At 44.4% G+C, this 15,631-nt stretch carries 15 protein-coding genes and 1 pseudogene; 7 read left to right on the top strand and 9 right to left on the bottom strand.

Features of this window, described 5'->3' with window-relative positions; all coding sequences use genetic code 11:
- The 3 genes from IQ242_RS00330 to IQ242_RS00340 all read right to left on the bottom strand — a co-directional run.
- Positions 1 to 282, bottom strand: a 282-nt coding sequence (locus tag IQ242_RS00330; protein ID WP_193958618.1) for a helix-turn-helix domain-containing protein, incomplete at its 3' end; no start/stop codon positions are given.
- A gap of 273 nt (positions 283 to 555) precedes the next feature.
- Positions 556 to 831, bottom strand: coding sequence for a helix-turn-helix domain-containing protein (locus IQ242_RS00335; protein WP_002790476.1), 276 nt, complete (start codon positions 829 to 831; stop codon positions 556 to 558).
- Entirely contained in the window at positions 824 to 1,180 is a 357-nt protein-coding gene (locus IQ242_RS00340) for a type II toxin-antitoxin system RelE/ParE family toxin (RefSeq protein WP_193958619.1), read from the bottom strand. Before IQ242_RS00340 ends, IQ242_RS00335 begins: the two co-directional genes overlap by 8 nt.
- Before the next feature lie 439 nt (positions 1,181 to 1,619).
- On the opposite strand from IQ242_RS00340, the gene IQ242_RS00345 reads away from it, so the two are divergent.
- Together IQ242_RS00345 and IQ242_RS00350 are read left to right on the top strand one after the other, a co-directional pair.
- Positions 1,620 to 1,850: an addiction module protein gene (locus IQ242_RS00345; protein WP_193958620.1), complete on the top strand. Its 231-nt coding sequence runs from the start codon at positions 1,620 to 1,622 to the stop codon at positions 1,848 to 1,850.
- Positions 1,851 to 1,891: 41 nt separating this feature from the next.
- Positions 1,892 to 2,149, top strand: a pseudogene (locus tag IQ242_RS00350) (type II toxin-antitoxin system RelE/ParE family toxin); the annotation flags it as partial.
- A 75-nt stretch (positions 2,150 to 2,224) separates the two neighbouring features.
- Here the strand turns inward: IQ242_RS00350 and IQ242_RS00355 are convergent.
- Positions 2,225 to 4,309 (bottom strand): thioredoxin domain-containing protein, encoded by a 2,085-nt coding sequence (locus IQ242_RS00355; protein WP_193958621.1) that lies wholly within the window; start codon positions 4,307 to 4,309, stop codon positions 2,225 to 2,227.
- A 77-nt stretch (positions 4,310 to 4,386) separates the two neighbouring features.
- On the opposite strand from IQ242_RS00355, the gene IQ242_RS00360 reads away from it, so the two are divergent.
- Positions 4,387 to 4,995, top strand: a complete 609-nt coding sequence (locus IQ242_RS00360; RefSeq protein ID WP_193958622.1) for a chromophore lyase CpcT/CpeT — start codon at positions 4,387 to 4,389, stop codon at positions 4,993 to 4,995.
- On the opposite strand, the gene hemB is transcribed toward IQ242_RS00360, so the two are convergent.
- The 3 genes from hemB to def form a co-directional block, all read right to left on the bottom strand.
- Positions 4,992 to 5,972, bottom strand: coding sequence for a porphobilinogen synthase (hemB, locus tag IQ242_RS00365; protein WP_002733412.1), 981 nt, complete (start codon positions 5,970 to 5,972; stop codon positions 4,992 to 4,994). The genes IQ242_RS00360 and hemB overlap by 4 nt on opposite strands.
- Positions 5,973 to 6,088: 116 nt before the next feature.
- Entirely contained in the window at positions 6,089 to 6,745 is a 657-nt protein-coding gene (gene folE, locus IQ242_RS00370; protein ID WP_193958623.1) for a GTP cyclohydrolase I FolE, read from the bottom strand.
- Positions 6,746 to 7,175: 430 nt separating this feature from the next.
- Positions 7,176 to 7,754 (bottom strand): peptide deformylase, encoded by a 579-nt coding sequence (gene def / locus IQ242_RS00375; RefSeq protein ID WP_193958624.1) that lies wholly within the window; start codon positions 7,752 to 7,754, stop codon positions 7,176 to 7,178.
- A 196-nt stretch (positions 7,755 to 7,950) separates the two neighbouring features.
- Here def and dnaA point away from each other — a divergent pair, with 196 nt between their 5' ends.
- Positions 7,951 to 9,285, top strand: coding sequence for a chromosomal replication initiator protein DnaA (gene dnaA / locus IQ242_RS00380; RefSeq protein WP_052277058.1), 1,335 nt, complete (start codon positions 7,951 to 7,953; stop codon positions 9,283 to 9,285).
- 241 nt (positions 9,286 to 9,526) lie between these two features.
- On the opposite strand, the gene IQ242_RS00385 is transcribed toward dnaA, so the two are convergent.
- Together IQ242_RS00385 and IQ242_RS00390 are read right to left on the bottom strand one after the other, a co-directional pair.
- The gene (locus IQ242_RS00385; protein ID WP_193958625.1) at positions 9,527 to 10,477 is read right to left on the bottom strand and encodes a heme o synthase; all 951 of its coding nucleotides are present in this window, start codon (positions 10,475 to 10,477) and stop codon (positions 9,527 to 9,529) included.
- 13 nt (positions 10,478 to 10,490) lie between these two features.
- Positions 10,491 to 11,411: a heme A synthase gene (locus IQ242_RS00390; protein ID WP_193958636.1), complete on the bottom strand. Its 921-nt coding sequence runs from the start codon at positions 11,409 to 11,411 to the stop codon at positions 10,491 to 10,493.
- Positions 11,412 to 11,834: 423 nt separating this feature from the next.
- On the opposite strand from IQ242_RS00390, the gene IQ242_RS00395 reads away from it, so the two are divergent.
- The 3 genes from IQ242_RS00395 to IQ242_RS00405 all read left to right on the top strand — a co-directional run bounded on the left by IQ242_RS00395 (position 11,835) and on the right by IQ242_RS00405 (position 15,474).
- Positions 11,835 to 12,800, top strand: a complete 966-nt coding sequence (locus tag IQ242_RS00395) for a cytochrome c oxidase subunit II (RefSeq protein ID WP_193958626.1) — start codon at positions 11,835 to 11,837, stop codon at positions 12,798 to 12,800.
- Between the two features lie 29 nt (positions 12,801 to 12,829).
- A complete protein-coding gene (ctaD, locus tag IQ242_RS00400) occupies positions 12,830 to 14,506 on the top strand; it encodes a cytochrome c oxidase subunit I (RefSeq protein ID WP_002789053.1) in 1,677 nt (558 codons plus the stop codon).
- A 344-nt stretch (positions 14,507 to 14,850) separates the two neighbouring features.
- Positions 14,851 to 15,474 carry a heme-copper oxidase subunit III gene (locus tag IQ242_RS00405; protein ID WP_052277060.1) on the top strand — a complete coding sequence of 208 codons (624 nt, stop codon included), beginning with the start codon at positions 14,851 to 14,853 and terminating at the stop codon, positions 15,472 to 15,474.
- Positions 15,475 to 15,631 lie beyond the last annotated feature (157 nt).

The following is a 15,631-nucleotide window of genomic DNA, read 5'->3' on the forward strand; positions in this document are numbered from 1 at the left end:
TTTCAATAGTAAATTAATATATTCCTCTGGGGCTTTTTTATGATTTCCATTTTTTCTCCCATCTTCTAGACTTTCTAGATTGTTAGGATAGCCATGAACACACCAAGGGGCGACTGTTTTGAGTGAACAGCCAATAAACTCAGCTATTTCTCGTTGAGTTTTTCCGTCGTTCAGCAAGAGAAACATTAAAATTCTTTCCCTAACTTCTGCTCTTTCTTCTTCTTTAAGAGCTTTTTGTAAGTTTTTCTTTTCTTCTAAATCTAGGAAATCTTTAGCTGGCATAAGTAGGATTTTTCTCAAGTTACTATTTCTATTTTAGGTGGTTTAAGTGCGTTTTAGCTTATCCCTAGTTGATCAGCTAGTTGGTGCGGGGCGCAAATTTCTGATTGGATGGCTGACGGCAGTAGAAGCTCGAAATATAGGAACTCGGCGGTGGAAGTTACGGTCGATGATAGGTTTTGAGGGCAAAATTTGAGGATAAATTAACTTTATTTTGTTCTAAGCCATTTCACCCTTCATTAAAAACTCATAGATATCGACAACCGACAGAAGTGGCTATCTTATTTCCACAATAAGTTCCTTTCCTAAAGCTTTTGCGTATCTTTCTAAAGTAGAAATACCAACAGATTCCACATTCTCTTCTAGGTTGAAAACTGTTGCTTTATCCCAATTTAACTTACGGGCTAATTCTTCCTGGGTCAGTCCAGCTTCTTCTCTTGCCTGCGCTAATATAACTCCCAGCTTGAAACTGAGATAACCAGACTCGAAGCCTTGGGAAAATTGACTGTCAGTTTGTTTTCTTCTGTTAATATATTGTTCTACATCACTCATCGTCGAATCTCCTGTTTAAGTAGTCTCGTTTTCGTTGCTGTGCCAAATTAATCTCTTGGGATGGTGTTTTTTGGGTCTTTTTGGCAAATCCGTTGGTTAAAATAATTAAATCACTTTCTACAAAAAAGCCCAGCAGACGGAATATATTATGGCCAACCTGAACTCTCACTTCCCAAATATCATCAGTATTTACTAATTTTTTAAGGTATTGACTCGGTACAGAATCTAACTCCTGAATTAAGCGTAACACCCACAACACTTTTTGAGCTTGTTTTCCAGACAGAGAATTTAAAAAATCTTCAACGGGGCTGGCTCCTGACTGGGTACGATAGAAAACAATCTCTTTCATATAATAATCAGTTTAAGGAAACATTTCAATATTTTAGCGATCGCATTTCAGGCGGATTGCGATTGCGTCGCCTGATCTTGTAGGGTGCGTTAGCGACAGCGTAACGCACCCTAATCATGTCCTTGTTACCATCATCTTAGGGATTCCATATCGCCCGGCATTGGTTGTGATTATCTTACATCGTCATCCAATAATCCTGAAAATCCCAAAATCGCTGAAAATCCTGATGCTGACAAGGAAGTAGTGCAGATACTAGCGTAAGCCATGAGGAAGAGCAATGTAAAGATTTATTAAATTGTATCGTATAATACTTTGTGGAGGATGGGAATGTGTAACGTGTTTCTGTCTCCTATTGGTTTTGGGTTGGGCTGTTGCTTGATTCAAGGTACGAGAGGGGCGATCGCAATATCCAGTTCCTAGCTTTATAGATGCTTTCAAGATGACTAAAACAGCAGAAACCCTCAAAATAGAACTTGCTCAACTTCCCGTGCAAGATTGCGCTGAACTAGCTTACTTTCTCATCCATTCCTTAGATGAAGGTGTAGATGACAATGTTTTAGATGCTTGGGATAGAGAATTAACTGAAAGATTAGCCGAAATTTATGCTGGAACAGCCAAGGGTGAACCATCAGATAAAGTATTATTGGAATTACGAGAGAAATATTCGTGAAACCTGTTATTATTCACAGTTAAGCAACAGGAGAACTTGACAATGCTATTCAATATTATGAGAAGCAAAAGATAGGATTAGGGCTAGATTTGCTATCTGAAATTGAACAAGTTCTCGAAAAAATTAAAATTAACCCTAATCTGGGAACAGCCCATACTATCGAAGGGGTACGCCGTTATGTCATTCGCCGTTTTCCTTACATCATCTTTTATGTAGAATTTGAAGCATTTATCTGGGGAGTTGCGATCGCATATAGAAAACGTAAACCTGATTACTGGAAAAAGCGAAATTTAGAATAATGGAGATACTCAAACCTAAACTAAAATCATCCCACCTTGTTACTCCATGTTTTGATCATGGGGAACGCACCATCTTTAAGTTAACCGAGCAGTATTGACTCCCCCTGCCATCACCCCGGCAATTTGTCGGTCTAACTGTTCTAAATTTTCCGCCGGTTCAAGGCAGCATAACCCTTGACAAATTAACCCAAATGTGCTAGGGGGCAAACTGGCATCGACTCGATACACCGCAGTGGGCAAATAGCGACTTAACAGCCGCTCGATCGAGCTTTCCGGGGCGCGCAGACAGAAACCGTGACGATAGTGATCGAGAGCGACAAATAAACTGGGGCAAGCGGTGGGGGACTGTTCTAGGATGGTACTAAAAGATTGCAAGGCCTTTTCGGCCCGATCGAGATATTCTAGATTTTCCGTCAATCGCGACAGACGCAATAAATTAGCGATCGCAATTCCGTTGGCCGAAGGGGTGGCATTGTCCGTATAACCTCGCTCCCGCACGATCAGATCGAGACTATGATCGGACGCAGTATTAAAATATCCCCCCTCATCCTCGGCCCAAAACCAGCGATCAAATTCCCCCTGTAGATCGATAGCCGCCTCTAACCAGCGAGTTTCTTGGGGTTTAGCGGTTTGCAGGTCGAGCAAAGCCTTAATAAAATAGGCAAAATCCTCCGATTGGGCTAAAACCGAGGCCTGACCCTGATAATTCAAGCGCTGAAAACGTCCATCTAACCACTGATGCTTGAGAATAAACTCGGCCGCTTGAGCGGCCATTTGCCAGTACAAAAGTTCGCCAAAGACGGCAAAGGCCCGGGCCAAACCGGAAATCATCAAACTATTCCAAGCGACGATCATTTTCGTATCCGTTACCGCCGGAATCCGTCCCGGCCAAGAGACGGTTTTCGCCTCCTGATTGTCTCTGGCTGGGGGAAAAAGAGCTAATTGGGCTTGAGAACTGCCATAACGCCGAATAAATAACTTATCGAGCATATTTTCTATCTCCTCCCCTAATTCTCCCCCTTGCCGACGTTGCAGGACATTACGACCCTCAAAATTCCCCTCGGCAGTGACGGTAAAATTAGCTTGCAGCAGCCCCAATTCCTCGGTCGATAGATAATCCCTTAACGACCGATCCGACCAGACATAAAAGGTCCCTTCCTCCGGTTCCCTATCCGTGGCCTTCTCAAAACTATCGGCATCTTGGGCCGCATAAAAATAGCCTTCTGGGGCGGTCATTTCCCGTTTTAGCCAGTTAACCGTGCCTTTAATCCCTCTCTCAAAGGCCGATTCTCGATCACCCGCACTCCACAAATTGGCTAAATATTCGACAATTTGCCCGTTATCGTAGAGCATTTTTTCAAAATGGGGAACTGTCCACGTCGAATCCACCGTATAACGATGGAATCCTCCCCCCACATGGTCATAGATTCCCCCCAGGGCCAGATCTTCCCCCCGTTGATAGGCCGCTTGCCGGAGGGAATCGTCAAAATCGTCACCAAAGCGACTACCCTGCAAAGCCAGATTAGCATAGGGAATCATCGGAAAACTGGGCCGACCGTAATTATTGGAATTAACCCGAATCACCGCCGTATTTGTCTCGATTCCTGTGGCTAAAAGGGAAGGAGCGGCTAAATTAGTCTCTGCTCGGGGTAAAATAGCTGATTGACGCAGTGCGCCCAGCATTTCGGCCGTAAATTTGCTTAATTTCTCCTTTTCTTCGTCATAATAGCGACGTACCGATTGCAACACTTGCAGAAAACCGGGCCGGTTAAAGCGCGGTTGCACGGGAAAATAGGTGCCACCATAGAAGGGAATTAAACTATCCGGTGTTAGGAAGACATTCAGAGGCCAACCCCCTTGACCGACCATCATCTGCAATGCTTGCATATAGATGCTATCGATGTCCGGTCTTTCCTCGCGATCAACTTTGATCGGTAAAAAATACTGATTGAGATAATCGGCAATGGCCCGATCGGAAAAAGCCTCTCCTTCCATAACCGTACACCAATGACAGCTAGAATAACCGATCGAGAGAAAGATCGGTTTATCTTCCCTCCTGGCAATTTCTAGGGCGCTGTCACACCAATACCACCAATCGATCGGGTTTTCGGCGTGTTTTCGCAGGTAAAGACTTTCGGATGCAGCCAGATGATTAGCCATGGGAAAAGGGGAATTTTTGCTCTTGCTGCTTATCAGTTTAAGCTAATTAGAGACTAACCGGAATCAAGCCTCTGCTCATGCTGAAAACTTCGATCGCCCTAGGATTTTTTCTCACTCAATCTTTGCCCCTTAATCCGCAAGTACAAGGGGTGGCTAATCATTTAATTGGGGTCATGGATACCAGGGAACAAGCGCAGACTAATCCCCGCATTGCTAAGGTGCAAATGACTACCTGTGCGGTGGATTTTTCCCCGAAACAGGATAGTATTTATCTTTATCAGGAACAGGCGATTATCGATCGCTTAAATCAACCCTATCGTCAAAGAATTTTAGTCATTCAACCTAGCCCCGATAATTCCACTGTGGAATCCAAAGCTTATAAGTTAAATAATGCCGCTAACTTTATTAATTTTTGTAACAAAGACTTGACAGAAAGAAAATTAAATGTATCAGATTTGGCCGAGTCGGTGTGTACTGTGTTTTTAAAACCGATAGCGGGGGGTTATCGGGGAGAAACTCCCCCCCAGGGTTGTCCCACGAATGCCAGAGGTGCGGTGAAAATAACTAATACAATTATTCTACATTCCCAGGGCATGGATACCAGCGATCGAGGTTATGATAGCCTTGGACAGCAGGTATGGGGAGCGCAGGATAATGTCTATCAATTTCGCTGGCAAAAACCCTAAAATCGGCTTTCTTGTTTCATTAATGCCACATCGGCAGCAAAATAGGTCAAAATCAAATCGGCCCCCGCTCGTTTCATACTGATTAAAGTTTCCAAAATCAGGCTTTTTTCGTCAATCCAGCCCTGTTTTGCCGCCGCTTTAATCATTGCGTATTCACCACTGACGTTGTAAGCGGCGACGGGAAGATGGCTACTATCGCGCAGACGACGGATAATATCGAGGTAGGCGAGAGCGGGCTTAACCATAATAATATCTGCCCCTTCTGTTATGTCTAAACTGGCTTCCCGTAAGGCTTCCCGACTATTAGCCCCATCCATTTGATAGGTTTTCTTATCACCAAATTTTGGCGCTGATTCTAAAGCATCTCGGAAGGGACCATAATAAGCAGAGGCATATTTAGCCGTATAAGCGAGAATTCCCACATCTAAATAGCCAGCCGCATCTAAAGCTCGACGTATCGCCCCAACCCTACCATCCATCATATCGGAAGGAGCGACGAAATTAGCCCCAGCTGCCGCTTGCGAGAGCGACATTTTCACTAAAACTTCTAGGGTTTCATCGTTGAGAATTTTACCGTCCTCCACAATACCATCATGACCATAAATCGAAAAAGGATCGAGGGCCACATCGGTAATAATAATTATTTCAGGGACTTCTTTTTTGATCGCTTTCACCGCCCTTGGCACTAAACCATCGGGATTATAACTTTCTCTACCGAAATTATCTTTTTTATCTTCGGCAATCAGGGGGAAAAGAGCGATGGCATTAATGCCTAAGTTATAGGCATTAACCACTTCTTTGAGCAATAAATCAAGGGAATAACGATAACAATCGGGCATAGAAGGAATAGCCACCTTTTGATTTTCTCCCTCCATGATAAAGAGGGGATAAATCAAGTCATTAACGGTTAATTCAGTTTCACGAACAAGACGGCGAATCGCTGGAGTATAACGAAGACGACGGGGACGAATCAGCATGATAACAGCGCGTCAAAAATAAAAAGTAAACAGTAAATAGCTGGCTTGGCTCTGGTTTTTTACCTAGGCAAAAACCGGGGATAGGACGATCAAATAATCCTGATCCCCCTGACTAATTAGTGAAAATCGGGACTATGACGAATCAAACTCATAAACTCTTGACGAGTCTTAGCAGAATCGGCAAAAATACCGCGCACGGCACTCGTAGAAGTCCAAGAACCGGGTTTTTCAACCCCGCGCATTACCATACACATATGAGTCGCTTCAATCACCACAGCTACCCCTTGAGGTTGCAGTAATCCTAGCAAAGCATCGGCAATTTGTGCGGTTAAACGTTCCTGCACTTGCAGTCGTCTGGCGTACATTTCACAGATGCGGGCAATTTTCGATAAACCGATCACTTTCCCGTTAGGAATATAGGCAACATGAGCGCGGCCGATTATCGGTAAAATATGGTGTTCACAGGAGCTAAACATATCGATGTCTCGGATTAAAACCATCTCGTTAGCATTCTCGTGAAAAACTGCCCCATTCAGCAATTCATCCAGGGATTGCTGATAACCAGAAGTGAGAAATTTTAGGGCTTTTACTACTCGTTTAGGAGTGTCTCGTAAACCTTCGCGATCGGGATCTTCTCCTAATCCTAACAGCAGTGTTCTTACCGCTTGCATCATCTCGGCTTCCGATACCGGCGATTTAGGTTCGGTAATCACTTCGGGAAAGTGATTGTAGTCATCATTGTCGAAAATTGCTTTGGACTTAGCTAAGGTCATAGATATTTTTACAGACTCCAATAGTTAATTGATCGGCAAAGTTTTCTGATTTTACCAATTGTCAATAAATACCCTTTGCTAGAGTATTTATTTTTCTGGGCATCTAGACGATAACTAATGAAAGCTATCGGTTTATTTCCTCGTCTTTGGGGTTATCTCCGGTGCGGAAACCTGGAAAAATTGATTTTCCTAGTCACCGAAAAAGTCTTGAGTATCTCCCTAGTTAATTGAGGGCAGAGTTCTACTGCATAATTAATTTATTTTGTCAAGTAGTTCATTTGTTTGTTTGTTAGGGTAGTTCTCCTAGAATGATAATCGTTATCATTTTAACAAAAAATTTAGATTTACCAACAAAAATTTTGTCGCCAGATAAAGATAGTCCCGTTAAGCTATTTAACTTATTTTGAAGATGTAGAGATATTTTGCGATTTTATCGCTTATATTCAGCAATATTACTGATTTTTTGGTATTCTTCCTCCGAGTATAAATCCGCCGGAGAAGCAAGGCGATCGAGAAAGAGGATTCCTTCGAGATGATCGTATTCGTGTTGAAAGATGCGTGCGACAAAATCCCTGAAAACTTGACGGATTTCGCGACCATTGCGATCGCAATAGGCCACCTCGATCCACTGATGACGGGGGACAAAACCGCGTAAATTGGGGACACTGAGGCAACCTTCCCAACCCTTGACCATTTCCTCGCTGACCCGCAAAATGCGAGGATTAATCACGGCAGTGGGTGGCATCATCGGAGCGTCGGGATAACGAGGATTGGGACCAGAAGCAACGATAAACAGACGCAGAGACCGAGCAACTTGGGGCGCGGCGATTCCCACCCCGTGGGCAGCTTGCACGGTGGTAATCAGGGAATCGATCAAATTTTGACAGTCAGCATCGAGAAGATTATCGATCGCTGCTGCTTTTTGCTGTAGAATTGGATTTCCTAATTGGGTGATTGTTAAAACTTGCGTCATCTGTCTAAAGATTAATTGTTTCGCTCTGAAAATCATTTTATCTTGAGGGGAAAAATCTCGCTAAACTGATAAGGTTTCCCCGCAGCAGCACTAGAGCAACTTTGTTAATCAAAATTAACCGTGGATAGGCGTTGGGTTTCATGCTTCAACCGTTCGGCTGATCTCACGGCCGAAGCCCAACCTACGTTCATCTTATATTTAATTCCACCCACCCACTTAATCAAAATTAACCGTGGATAGCAGCACCCAACAACTTTGGCATCATCTCCTAGAGCGTCTAAAATTACTATTATCCCGTCCCGCTTTCGAGACTTGGTTTCAAACGGCGACGGTTAAAGAATGGCAAAACGATCGCTTAGTAATTCAGGCTGCCAATCCTTTTATTCTTAACCATCTTCAGAAAAATTATCTGTCAACAATTGCCGAAGTAGTGGAGGATATCGTCGGTTATCCCGTCGAGATTCAACTAACGGCACAACAGGGCGATTTAATCGCTATTTTCCAGCCTAACAGTAGCTTAGAATCAGAATTACCCCCCAGTAATCAACTTAACCCTAAATATAATTTTTCCCGTTTTGTTGTCGGCCCAACTAATCGCATGGCCCATGCGGCCGCTTTAGCGGTGGCGGAATTACCCGGACGCGAATTTAACCCGCTTTTTCTCTGTGGTGGGGTGGGGTTAGGTAAAACCCATTTAATGCAAGCGATCGGTCATTATCGTCTAGAATTATATCCCCAATCCAAGGTTTTTTATGTATCGACGGAACAATTTACTAATGATTTAATCACCGCTATCCGTCAAGATAGTATGGAAAGTTTTCGTAATCATTATCGTCATGCCGACATATTATTAGTGGATGATCTGCAATTTATTGAAGGAAAAGAATACACTCAAGAAGAATTTTTTCATACCTTTAATACCCTGCACGAAGCGGGAAAACAGGTGGTTTTAGCCTCCGATCGCTTGCCCAAACAGATTCCCAGTTTACAGGATCGTTTAATTTCTCGCTTTTCTATGGGATTAGTGGCCGATATCCAAGCACCAGATATCGAAACTCGCATGGCAATTTTACAAAAAAAGGCCGAGTACGAAAATCTGCGTCTCCCAAGAGAAGTTATCGAATATATTGCCGTTAATTATACTTCTAATATTCGCGAATTAGAGGGGGCATTAATCCGAGCTACTACTTATATTTCTATCTCCGGATTGCCGATGACGGTAGAAAATATTGCGCCGGTTTTAAATCCACCAATGGCCAAAATTTCCACTTCTCCCGATATTATTATGGCGGTAGTAGCGGAAAAATTTCAACTCTCGATCGCTGATCTAAAGGGAAATTCCCGCCGGCGAGAAATTAGTTTTGCTCGACAGATTGGGATGTATTTGATGCGTCAACACACGGATTTAAGTTTACCGCGCATTGGCGAAGAATTTGGCGGCAAAGATCACACCACCGTTATTTATAGCTGTGATAAAATCAACCTTTCCCAACATCAAGATCGACAATTACAAGAAATCTTAGCCCAACTCATCGAGCGAATTAACTCCCTCAGTCGCAATCAGTAGTCGGGGGGAATGATGAATTATCAATTATAAATTGGGAAGTGGGGAGCAGGGGAGACCACTTCGTGCGCGTTGCGGGGGGAGGTGGGAAGTATTTTCAGTGAACTGAAAACTCACATCTGATAACTGATAACTGATAACTCACATCTGATAACTGATAACTGATAACTGATAACTGATAACTCACATCTGATAACTGATAACTGATAACTGATAACTGATAACTGATAACTGATAACTGAGATTAACTACAGGGGAATAAACTGGCAATTGTAGCGAGGAGACGAGAGGTCATGGGTAAACTATCGATCACCATAGCTGTACATAATAACATCATGTAAAGAATGGAATATTTAAACAGCGATCGAGCCATGTCTCGATCAAAAGGATTCTGTTTTAATTGCCAAGCTTTTTTCAGGAAAACAAACCCTAAAATCAAAGCCGCTAGACCATAAACCACACCACAGGCAGCCAAGGGATAAATCAGGAGGAAAGTGAAAGGAATGACGATTAAAGTATAGAGCCAAATCTGTTCGCTAGTGGCTTCTTCCCCTTTAACTACGGGCATCATCGGGATATCCACTTCTGCATAATCATCCTTGATCATTAAAGCCAAAGCCCAAAAATGGGGAGGAGTCCAAAGGAAAATAATGGCGAATAAAATCCAAGGAATCCAACCGAGATCGCCCGTTACTGCCGCCCAACCGACGAGGGGAGGAATCGAGCCAGCTGCGCCACCGATAACAATATTTTGGACACTATGACGCTTGAGCAGATGGGTATAAATCAGCATATAAAATGCGATGCCGGTCATTGCTAAAAATCCGCTCAAAGTATTGACAAAAAAAACAAAAAGTGCTAGGGAAAGGGAAGCTAAAACGAGGGCAAAAATGAGGGCGTGGAGGGGTTGCACGCGACCGGAGGGGATCGGACGGGCGCGGGTGCGAAGCATGGTGTGATCGATGTCGCGATCATAGATGCAGTTTAAGGTTTGAGCGGCGGCGGCGGCGAGAGTGCCACCGAGGAGAGTAAGAAAGAGTAAGAGGGGGTAAACCTGACCTTTAGAGGCGATTTCCATAGAAGCGGCCGTGGTAATCAGTAGTAGAGGAATAATTCGCGGTTTAGTGAGTTGATAATAACTTTTAGCGACTTGTAAAAAATTATCGTGGTGGCGAAGGGCTTGAGTTCCAGTCATCGTGATTAAATCCTTAGAGATGGCTTATAGGCGCGAAAGAACGATCGCGAAGGGCAAAAGTGGTAAAAGCGACGAGGGTTCCCACCAATAGCGCACCGATGCTGTGGTGGGTAATGGTTAAGGGTTCCACCTGAAGATGCAGTTTCAGGGTGGCAACGCCTAAAAACACCTGTAGGGCGACTAATCCCCCGGCGCTAAAAGCTAGTTTTTTGAGGAGAGGATGGATAGCGGCAGCTCGCCAAGCGAAGAAAACTAGGGTTAACACCGAGATAGTGGCGGGAAAAACCCCGATAATGTGGCTATTCATCACCGTGCAGAGTTGGGAAACCGTTAAACACTGATGGGCTGCCCAACGGGAACCGACGAGACCGCCGAGGAGACATTGCAGATAAACTAGACCGGTGGCGACCACTCCCATCCCAGTTAGTTTCCCGACTGTACCGGTGCCACGGTAGGGAGTCAGACCGATAGCAATGACGATTAGGGTGGAGAAAAAGAGCAAAGCTGTGCCTAAATGGGCGGTTACGATGTCAAATCGCAGTAATTGGGTCACGGTTAATCCTCCTAGGACTCCTTGCAGGAGAATTAAAGCCAAGGCAGCGATCGCAGATGGCAACAGCCAAGGGGGAAGATGGCGACGATACCACCAAGACAGACCGACGAGAGCGATCGTACTAAACCCGATCAAAGAGGCATCGAGACGATGAAACCACTCCAGAAATACCTGTAGATTCATCTGCTGAGTGGGAATCCATTGACCGTAACAGAGAGGCCAATCGGGACAAGCTAAACCGGCGTTCATAACTCTGGTGGCAGCGCCCACTACCATGAGGGCGAAAGTAGCGATCGCAATTTTCCAGACTAAGCGGCGCATCCACACCTGAATATTGCCGGTTTCTCTTAGGGGTGTCGGGTTAAAAACAGATTCGGTCATCGGTTTGCCTGTTCTCAAGGAGTCTGTCATCAAAGAGCCTGGCTTGGTTTGCCAGTTAGTTAAGTAGGTAGGCACAATTATTTGTAGGATGGGTTAGCGGTAGCGTAACCCATGCGGGCGTTGGGTTTCATGCTTCAACCCAACCTACGTTCTTTGTTTGCCAGTTAGTTATCACTGTGAATGAGTTTTTTTACGACAAGTAAAACCTTTTAGATATTCTTTAGATTTCTGGCCATTTCCGTTACATTTGTTTACATAAACTCAGAATAAAACATAAAAATTAGTTATTTTAAATACTTTCCCTGAAAACGATCCCAAAGAAAAGATAAAATTCTCAGAAGATGCTGGTTAAATTTCCCATCTATAGGGGAATCATGTTTTAGCCTTGAATAAGTAGCCACTATTAAAAATATTGAAAAGACCGTGAAAATTCCCAGCAGTATCCTGACGCTTGTACTCGGGATCACCTTAACCTTAATTAGTCTCTGGTATGGCCAAAATCATGGCTTAATGCCTGTGGCCGCTTCCGAAGATGCTCAGGAGATAGATAATATCTTTAATCTGATGATGACCATCGCCACGGGACTATTTTTAATAGTTGAAAGCGTGATTATCTATATATTGATTCGCTTTCGCCGTAAACCGGGGGATCAAACCGACGGGCCGGCAGTGGAGGGCAATGTCCCCCTAGAAATCTTCTGGACAGCCATCCCGACGGTAATCGTCTTTATCCTTGCCGTCTATAGCTTCGAGATTTATAACAATATCGGCGGTCTCGATCCCTTGATTTCCAAGGGTGACAAAGGAGAAATCGCCCACCACGGTCATCACCACGGCACGATGATGGCCCTGGGCGGCGATCGCAGAGTAGCCCTAGGTATTGGCAATTCCTACGATGGTGAAGGAGTTCCCCCCCTAGTGGTCAATGTTAAAGGTATTCAATACGCTTGGATCTTCACCTATCCCGAAACTGGCATTGTTTCCGGAGAACTGCACGCTCCCGTCAATCGTCCCGTGCAACTGAATATGGAAGCAGGGGATGTGATCCATGCTTTCTGGGTTCCCCAATTGCGTCTAAAACAGGACGTTATCCCCGGACAGGAAACGGTGTTATCGTTCACATCCAACCAAATTGGTCAATATCCGATCATTTGTGCGGAACTTTGCGGGGCCTATCACGGCGGTATGAAATCTAGCTTTGTGGTTCACTCCCAAGGGGATTACGACCAATGGGTGCAGGATAACACGATCGCCGAAGTTGACAGCGATCGAACCGTAGCTATGACCGCTAAAGATCGCTCTGATAGTCAATATTTGACCCCCTACACCGAAGAAATGGGCATAAACGGTGAAATCCTCGCCCAAGTTGCCCATCAGCAGCAAATGTAATTTTTCTTGTCATCTAAAATCTTGGCCTTATGACAGCATCAACGGAAATAACCACCCCAGCAACCGTTCCCGAGGTGATTCATCACCGCAAGTGGACAGATTACTTTACTTTCTGCACCGATCATAAAGTCATCGGTATTCAATATCTGGTGACTGCCTTTCTTTTCTTCTTTATTGGCGGTGCTTTCGCGGAAGTGCTGCGGACAGAATTAGCCACTCCCGACCCCGATTTCGTCTCCCCAGAACTATATAACCAATTCATGACCATGCACGGAACGATCATGATCTTTCTTTGGATCGTTCCGGTTGGGGCGGGTTTTGCCAATTATCTCATTCCCCTGATGATTGGGGCCGAAGATATGGCTTTTCCTCGTCTTAACGCTGTGGCTTTCTGGCTTAATCCCCCCGGCGGGCTGCTATTATTATCCAGTTTCTTTGTCGGCGCACCCCAGTCCGGTTGGACTTCCTACCCACCTTTAAGCTTAATTAGCGGCAAATGGGGCGAAGAATTGTGGATTTTGAGCCTTTTATTGATCGGGACTTCCTCGATTTTAGGCTCGATTAATTTCATCACCACGATCCTGAAAATGCGGATTCCTGAGATGGATTTGTACAGTATGCCGCTATTTTGTTGGGCAATGCTGGCCACCTCGACTCTGGTACTGCTTTCCACCCCCGTTCTCGCTTCTGCTCTTGTTCTCTTGTCCTTTGATTTAATCGCTGGCACGAGCTTTTTTAATCCTGCCGGCGGCGGCGATCCGGTCGTTTATCAGCATATGTTCTGGTTTTACTCCCATCCTGCTGTTTATATCATGATCTTGCCCTTTTTCGGCACGATATCGGAGATATTACCAGTTCACGCCCGCAAACCGATTTTTGGTTATCGAGCGATCGCCTATTCCAGTCTCACCATCTGTTTCTTGGGTTTAATCGTTTGGGCCCACCATATGTTCACCAGCGGTACCCCCGGCTGGTTACGGATGTTTTTCATGGCGGCAACTATGTTAATCGCCGTTCCCACGGGCATTAAAATCTTTAGTTGGTGTGCCACTCTTTGGGGGGGTAAACTTAGTCTCAATACGTCTTTATTATTTGGGATCGGTTTCCTGTCTTCCTTCCTCATCGGTGGTTTGACCGGGATTATGTTGGCTTCTGTTCCCTTCGATATCCACGTCCACGATACCTATTTTGTCGTCGGTCACTTCCATTATGTACTATTTGGTGGTACGGCAATGGCCCTGTTTGCTGCCGTTTACCATTGGTTCCCGAAAATGACCGGACGGATGTATAACGAGACTCTCGGTCGTATCCACTTTGTTCTCAGTTTTATCGGTTTGAATTTAACTTTCATGCCGATGCACGAATTGGGATTATTGGGTATGAACCGTCGTATTGCCCTGTATGATGTGCAGTTTCAGGATTTAAATGTTCTTAGTACCGCAGGAGCTTATATTCTCGGTATATCGAGTCTTCCCTTCGCTATTAATATGGTCTGGAGTGCCTTTAAAGGTCAACCCGCCGGTCGTAATCCTTGGCGCGCTTTAACCCTAGAATGGCAAACCTCCTCTCCCCCAATTATCGAGAATTTCGAGGAAATGCCGATTCTTTGGTCCGGCCCCTACGATTACGGTATTGATATGGAAGAATCGGAAGCAGAGGAATCAGTACAAGATCTCCTCGCTGAAGTGGGCGCCGAATCCCAATAATCAGTTATCAGTTATCAGTTATCAGTTATCAGATGTGAGTTTTCAGTTCACTAATTAGGGGTTGCTGAATAAATCTAAAAACCTTGTTGGATAATATCTTTAGGCTTTTTTGAAATCAAAAAGTACCCGCCATGGGAGTGGTCGGGGGGAAAATTCAGGTACTTTTTCCCCGAAAATTAGGTAATTGACCCTCTGAAAACGGGTAAAACCCTACACCCTACACCCCACACCCCACACCCTACCCCCACGAAAAACTTTTTGCCGCAAACCCTAATTACTGTTTACTGTTTACTGATCACTGAAAAAAGCTTCCCGTCTCCCGTGTAAACTAAGGACATTCAATCATGCAAGGTTCAACGCTCGAAGATTCTCAACTCTCTGTCAATTATCATCAGGAAACGGTGGAACACGGACATCATGGCCACCCGGATCATCGCTTATTCGGTGTGGTTTTGTTTCTAGTGGCGGAAAGTTCCATCTTTTTAGGCTTATTTGCCGCTTTCTTGTTCTACCGTACCATGTTACCCGTTTGGCCCCCCGCCGGCACGCCAGAATTAGAGTTAACCCTACCGACAATTAACACGATTATTCTGGTGTCCAGTAGTTTTGTTATGCACATAGGACAAAAGGCGATTAAACAAAATAATAATGCCGGTTTACAATTGTGGTTCGGTATTACTGCCCTGATGGGCATTATCTTCCTTTGTGGTCAAGGATACGAATATTATCACGCTGAATTCGGTCTGACAACTAATGTTTTCACCAGCGCTTTTTATGCCTTAACCGGATTCCACGGTCTCCACGTTACTTTCGGTTTAGTGCTGATTCTATCGGTCCTCTGGCGTTCTCGTCAAAAAGACCACTATTCTAGTCAATCTCATTTTGGTGTGGAAGCGGCAGAATTATACTGGCATTTCGTCGATGTGGTCTGGATTATCCTGTTTTTACTGGTGTATCTCTTGAGATAATTTTTGTTATTTAGTAGGAGAAAAGGGCGATCAATTTATCGCCTTTTTTTATATATTTTAACTTACCGCAGTTATCCTATAAGTTATCCTAAATCCAGTTATTACAAACTGATTATTTATTCCCCCTGTTGCCTTTTGACTCTTGCCTTTTGCCTTC

Source organism: Microcystis sp. LEGE 08355 (genome assembly GCF_015207185.1).
Classification (GTDB): Bacteria; Cyanobacteriota; Cyanobacteriia; order Cyanobacteriales; family Microcystaceae; genus Microcystis; species Microcystis panniformis.

Excerpts from the sequence above, each read along its gene's own strand:
- IQ242_RS00335 (WP_002790476.1), bottom strand. The coding sequence starts at position 831 with ATGAGTGATGTAGAACAATATATTAACAGAAGAAAACAAACTGACAGT.
- IQ242_RS00340 (WP_193958619.1), bottom strand. The coding sequence starts at position 1,180 with ATGAAAGAGATTGTTTTCTATCGTACCCAGTCAGGAGCCAGCCCCGTT.
- IQ242_RS00345 (WP_193958620.1), top strand. The coding sequence starts at position 1,620 with ATGACTAAAACAGCAGAAACCCTCAAAATAGAACTTGCTCAACTTCCC.
- IQ242_RS00355 (WP_193958621.1), bottom strand. The coding sequence starts at position 4,309 with ATGGCTAATCATCTGGCTGCATCCGAAAGTCTTTACCTGCGAAAACAC.
- IQ242_RS00360 (WP_193958622.1), top strand. The coding sequence starts at position 4,387 with ATGCTGAAAACTTCGATCGCCCTAGGATTTTTTCTCACTCAATCTTTG.
- hemB (WP_002733412.1), bottom strand. The coding sequence starts at position 5,972 with ATGCTGATTCGTCCCCGTCGTCTTCGTTATACTCCAGCGATTCGCCGT.
- folE (WP_193958623.1), bottom strand. The coding sequence starts at position 6,745 with ATGACCTTAGCTAAGTCCAAAGCAATTTTCGACAATGATGACTACAAT.
- def (WP_193958624.1), bottom strand. The coding sequence starts at position 7,754 with ATGATTTTCAGAGCGAAACAATTAATCTTTAGACAGATGACGCAAGTT.
- IQ242_RS00385 (WP_193958625.1), bottom strand. The coding sequence starts at position 10,477 with ATGACTGGAACTCAAGCCCTTCGCCACCACGATAATTTTTTACAAGTC.
- IQ242_RS00390 (WP_193958636.1), bottom strand. The coding sequence starts at position 11,411 with ATGACCGAATCTGTTTTTAACCCGACACCCCTAAGAGAAACCGGCAAT.
- ctaD (WP_002789053.1), top strand. The coding sequence starts at position 12,830 with ATGACAGCATCAACGGAAATAACCACCCCAGCAACCGTTCCCGAGGTG.
- IQ242_RS00405 (WP_052277060.1), top strand. The coding sequence starts at position 14,851 with ATGCAAGGTTCAACGCTCGAAGATTCTCAACTCTCTGTCAATTATCAT.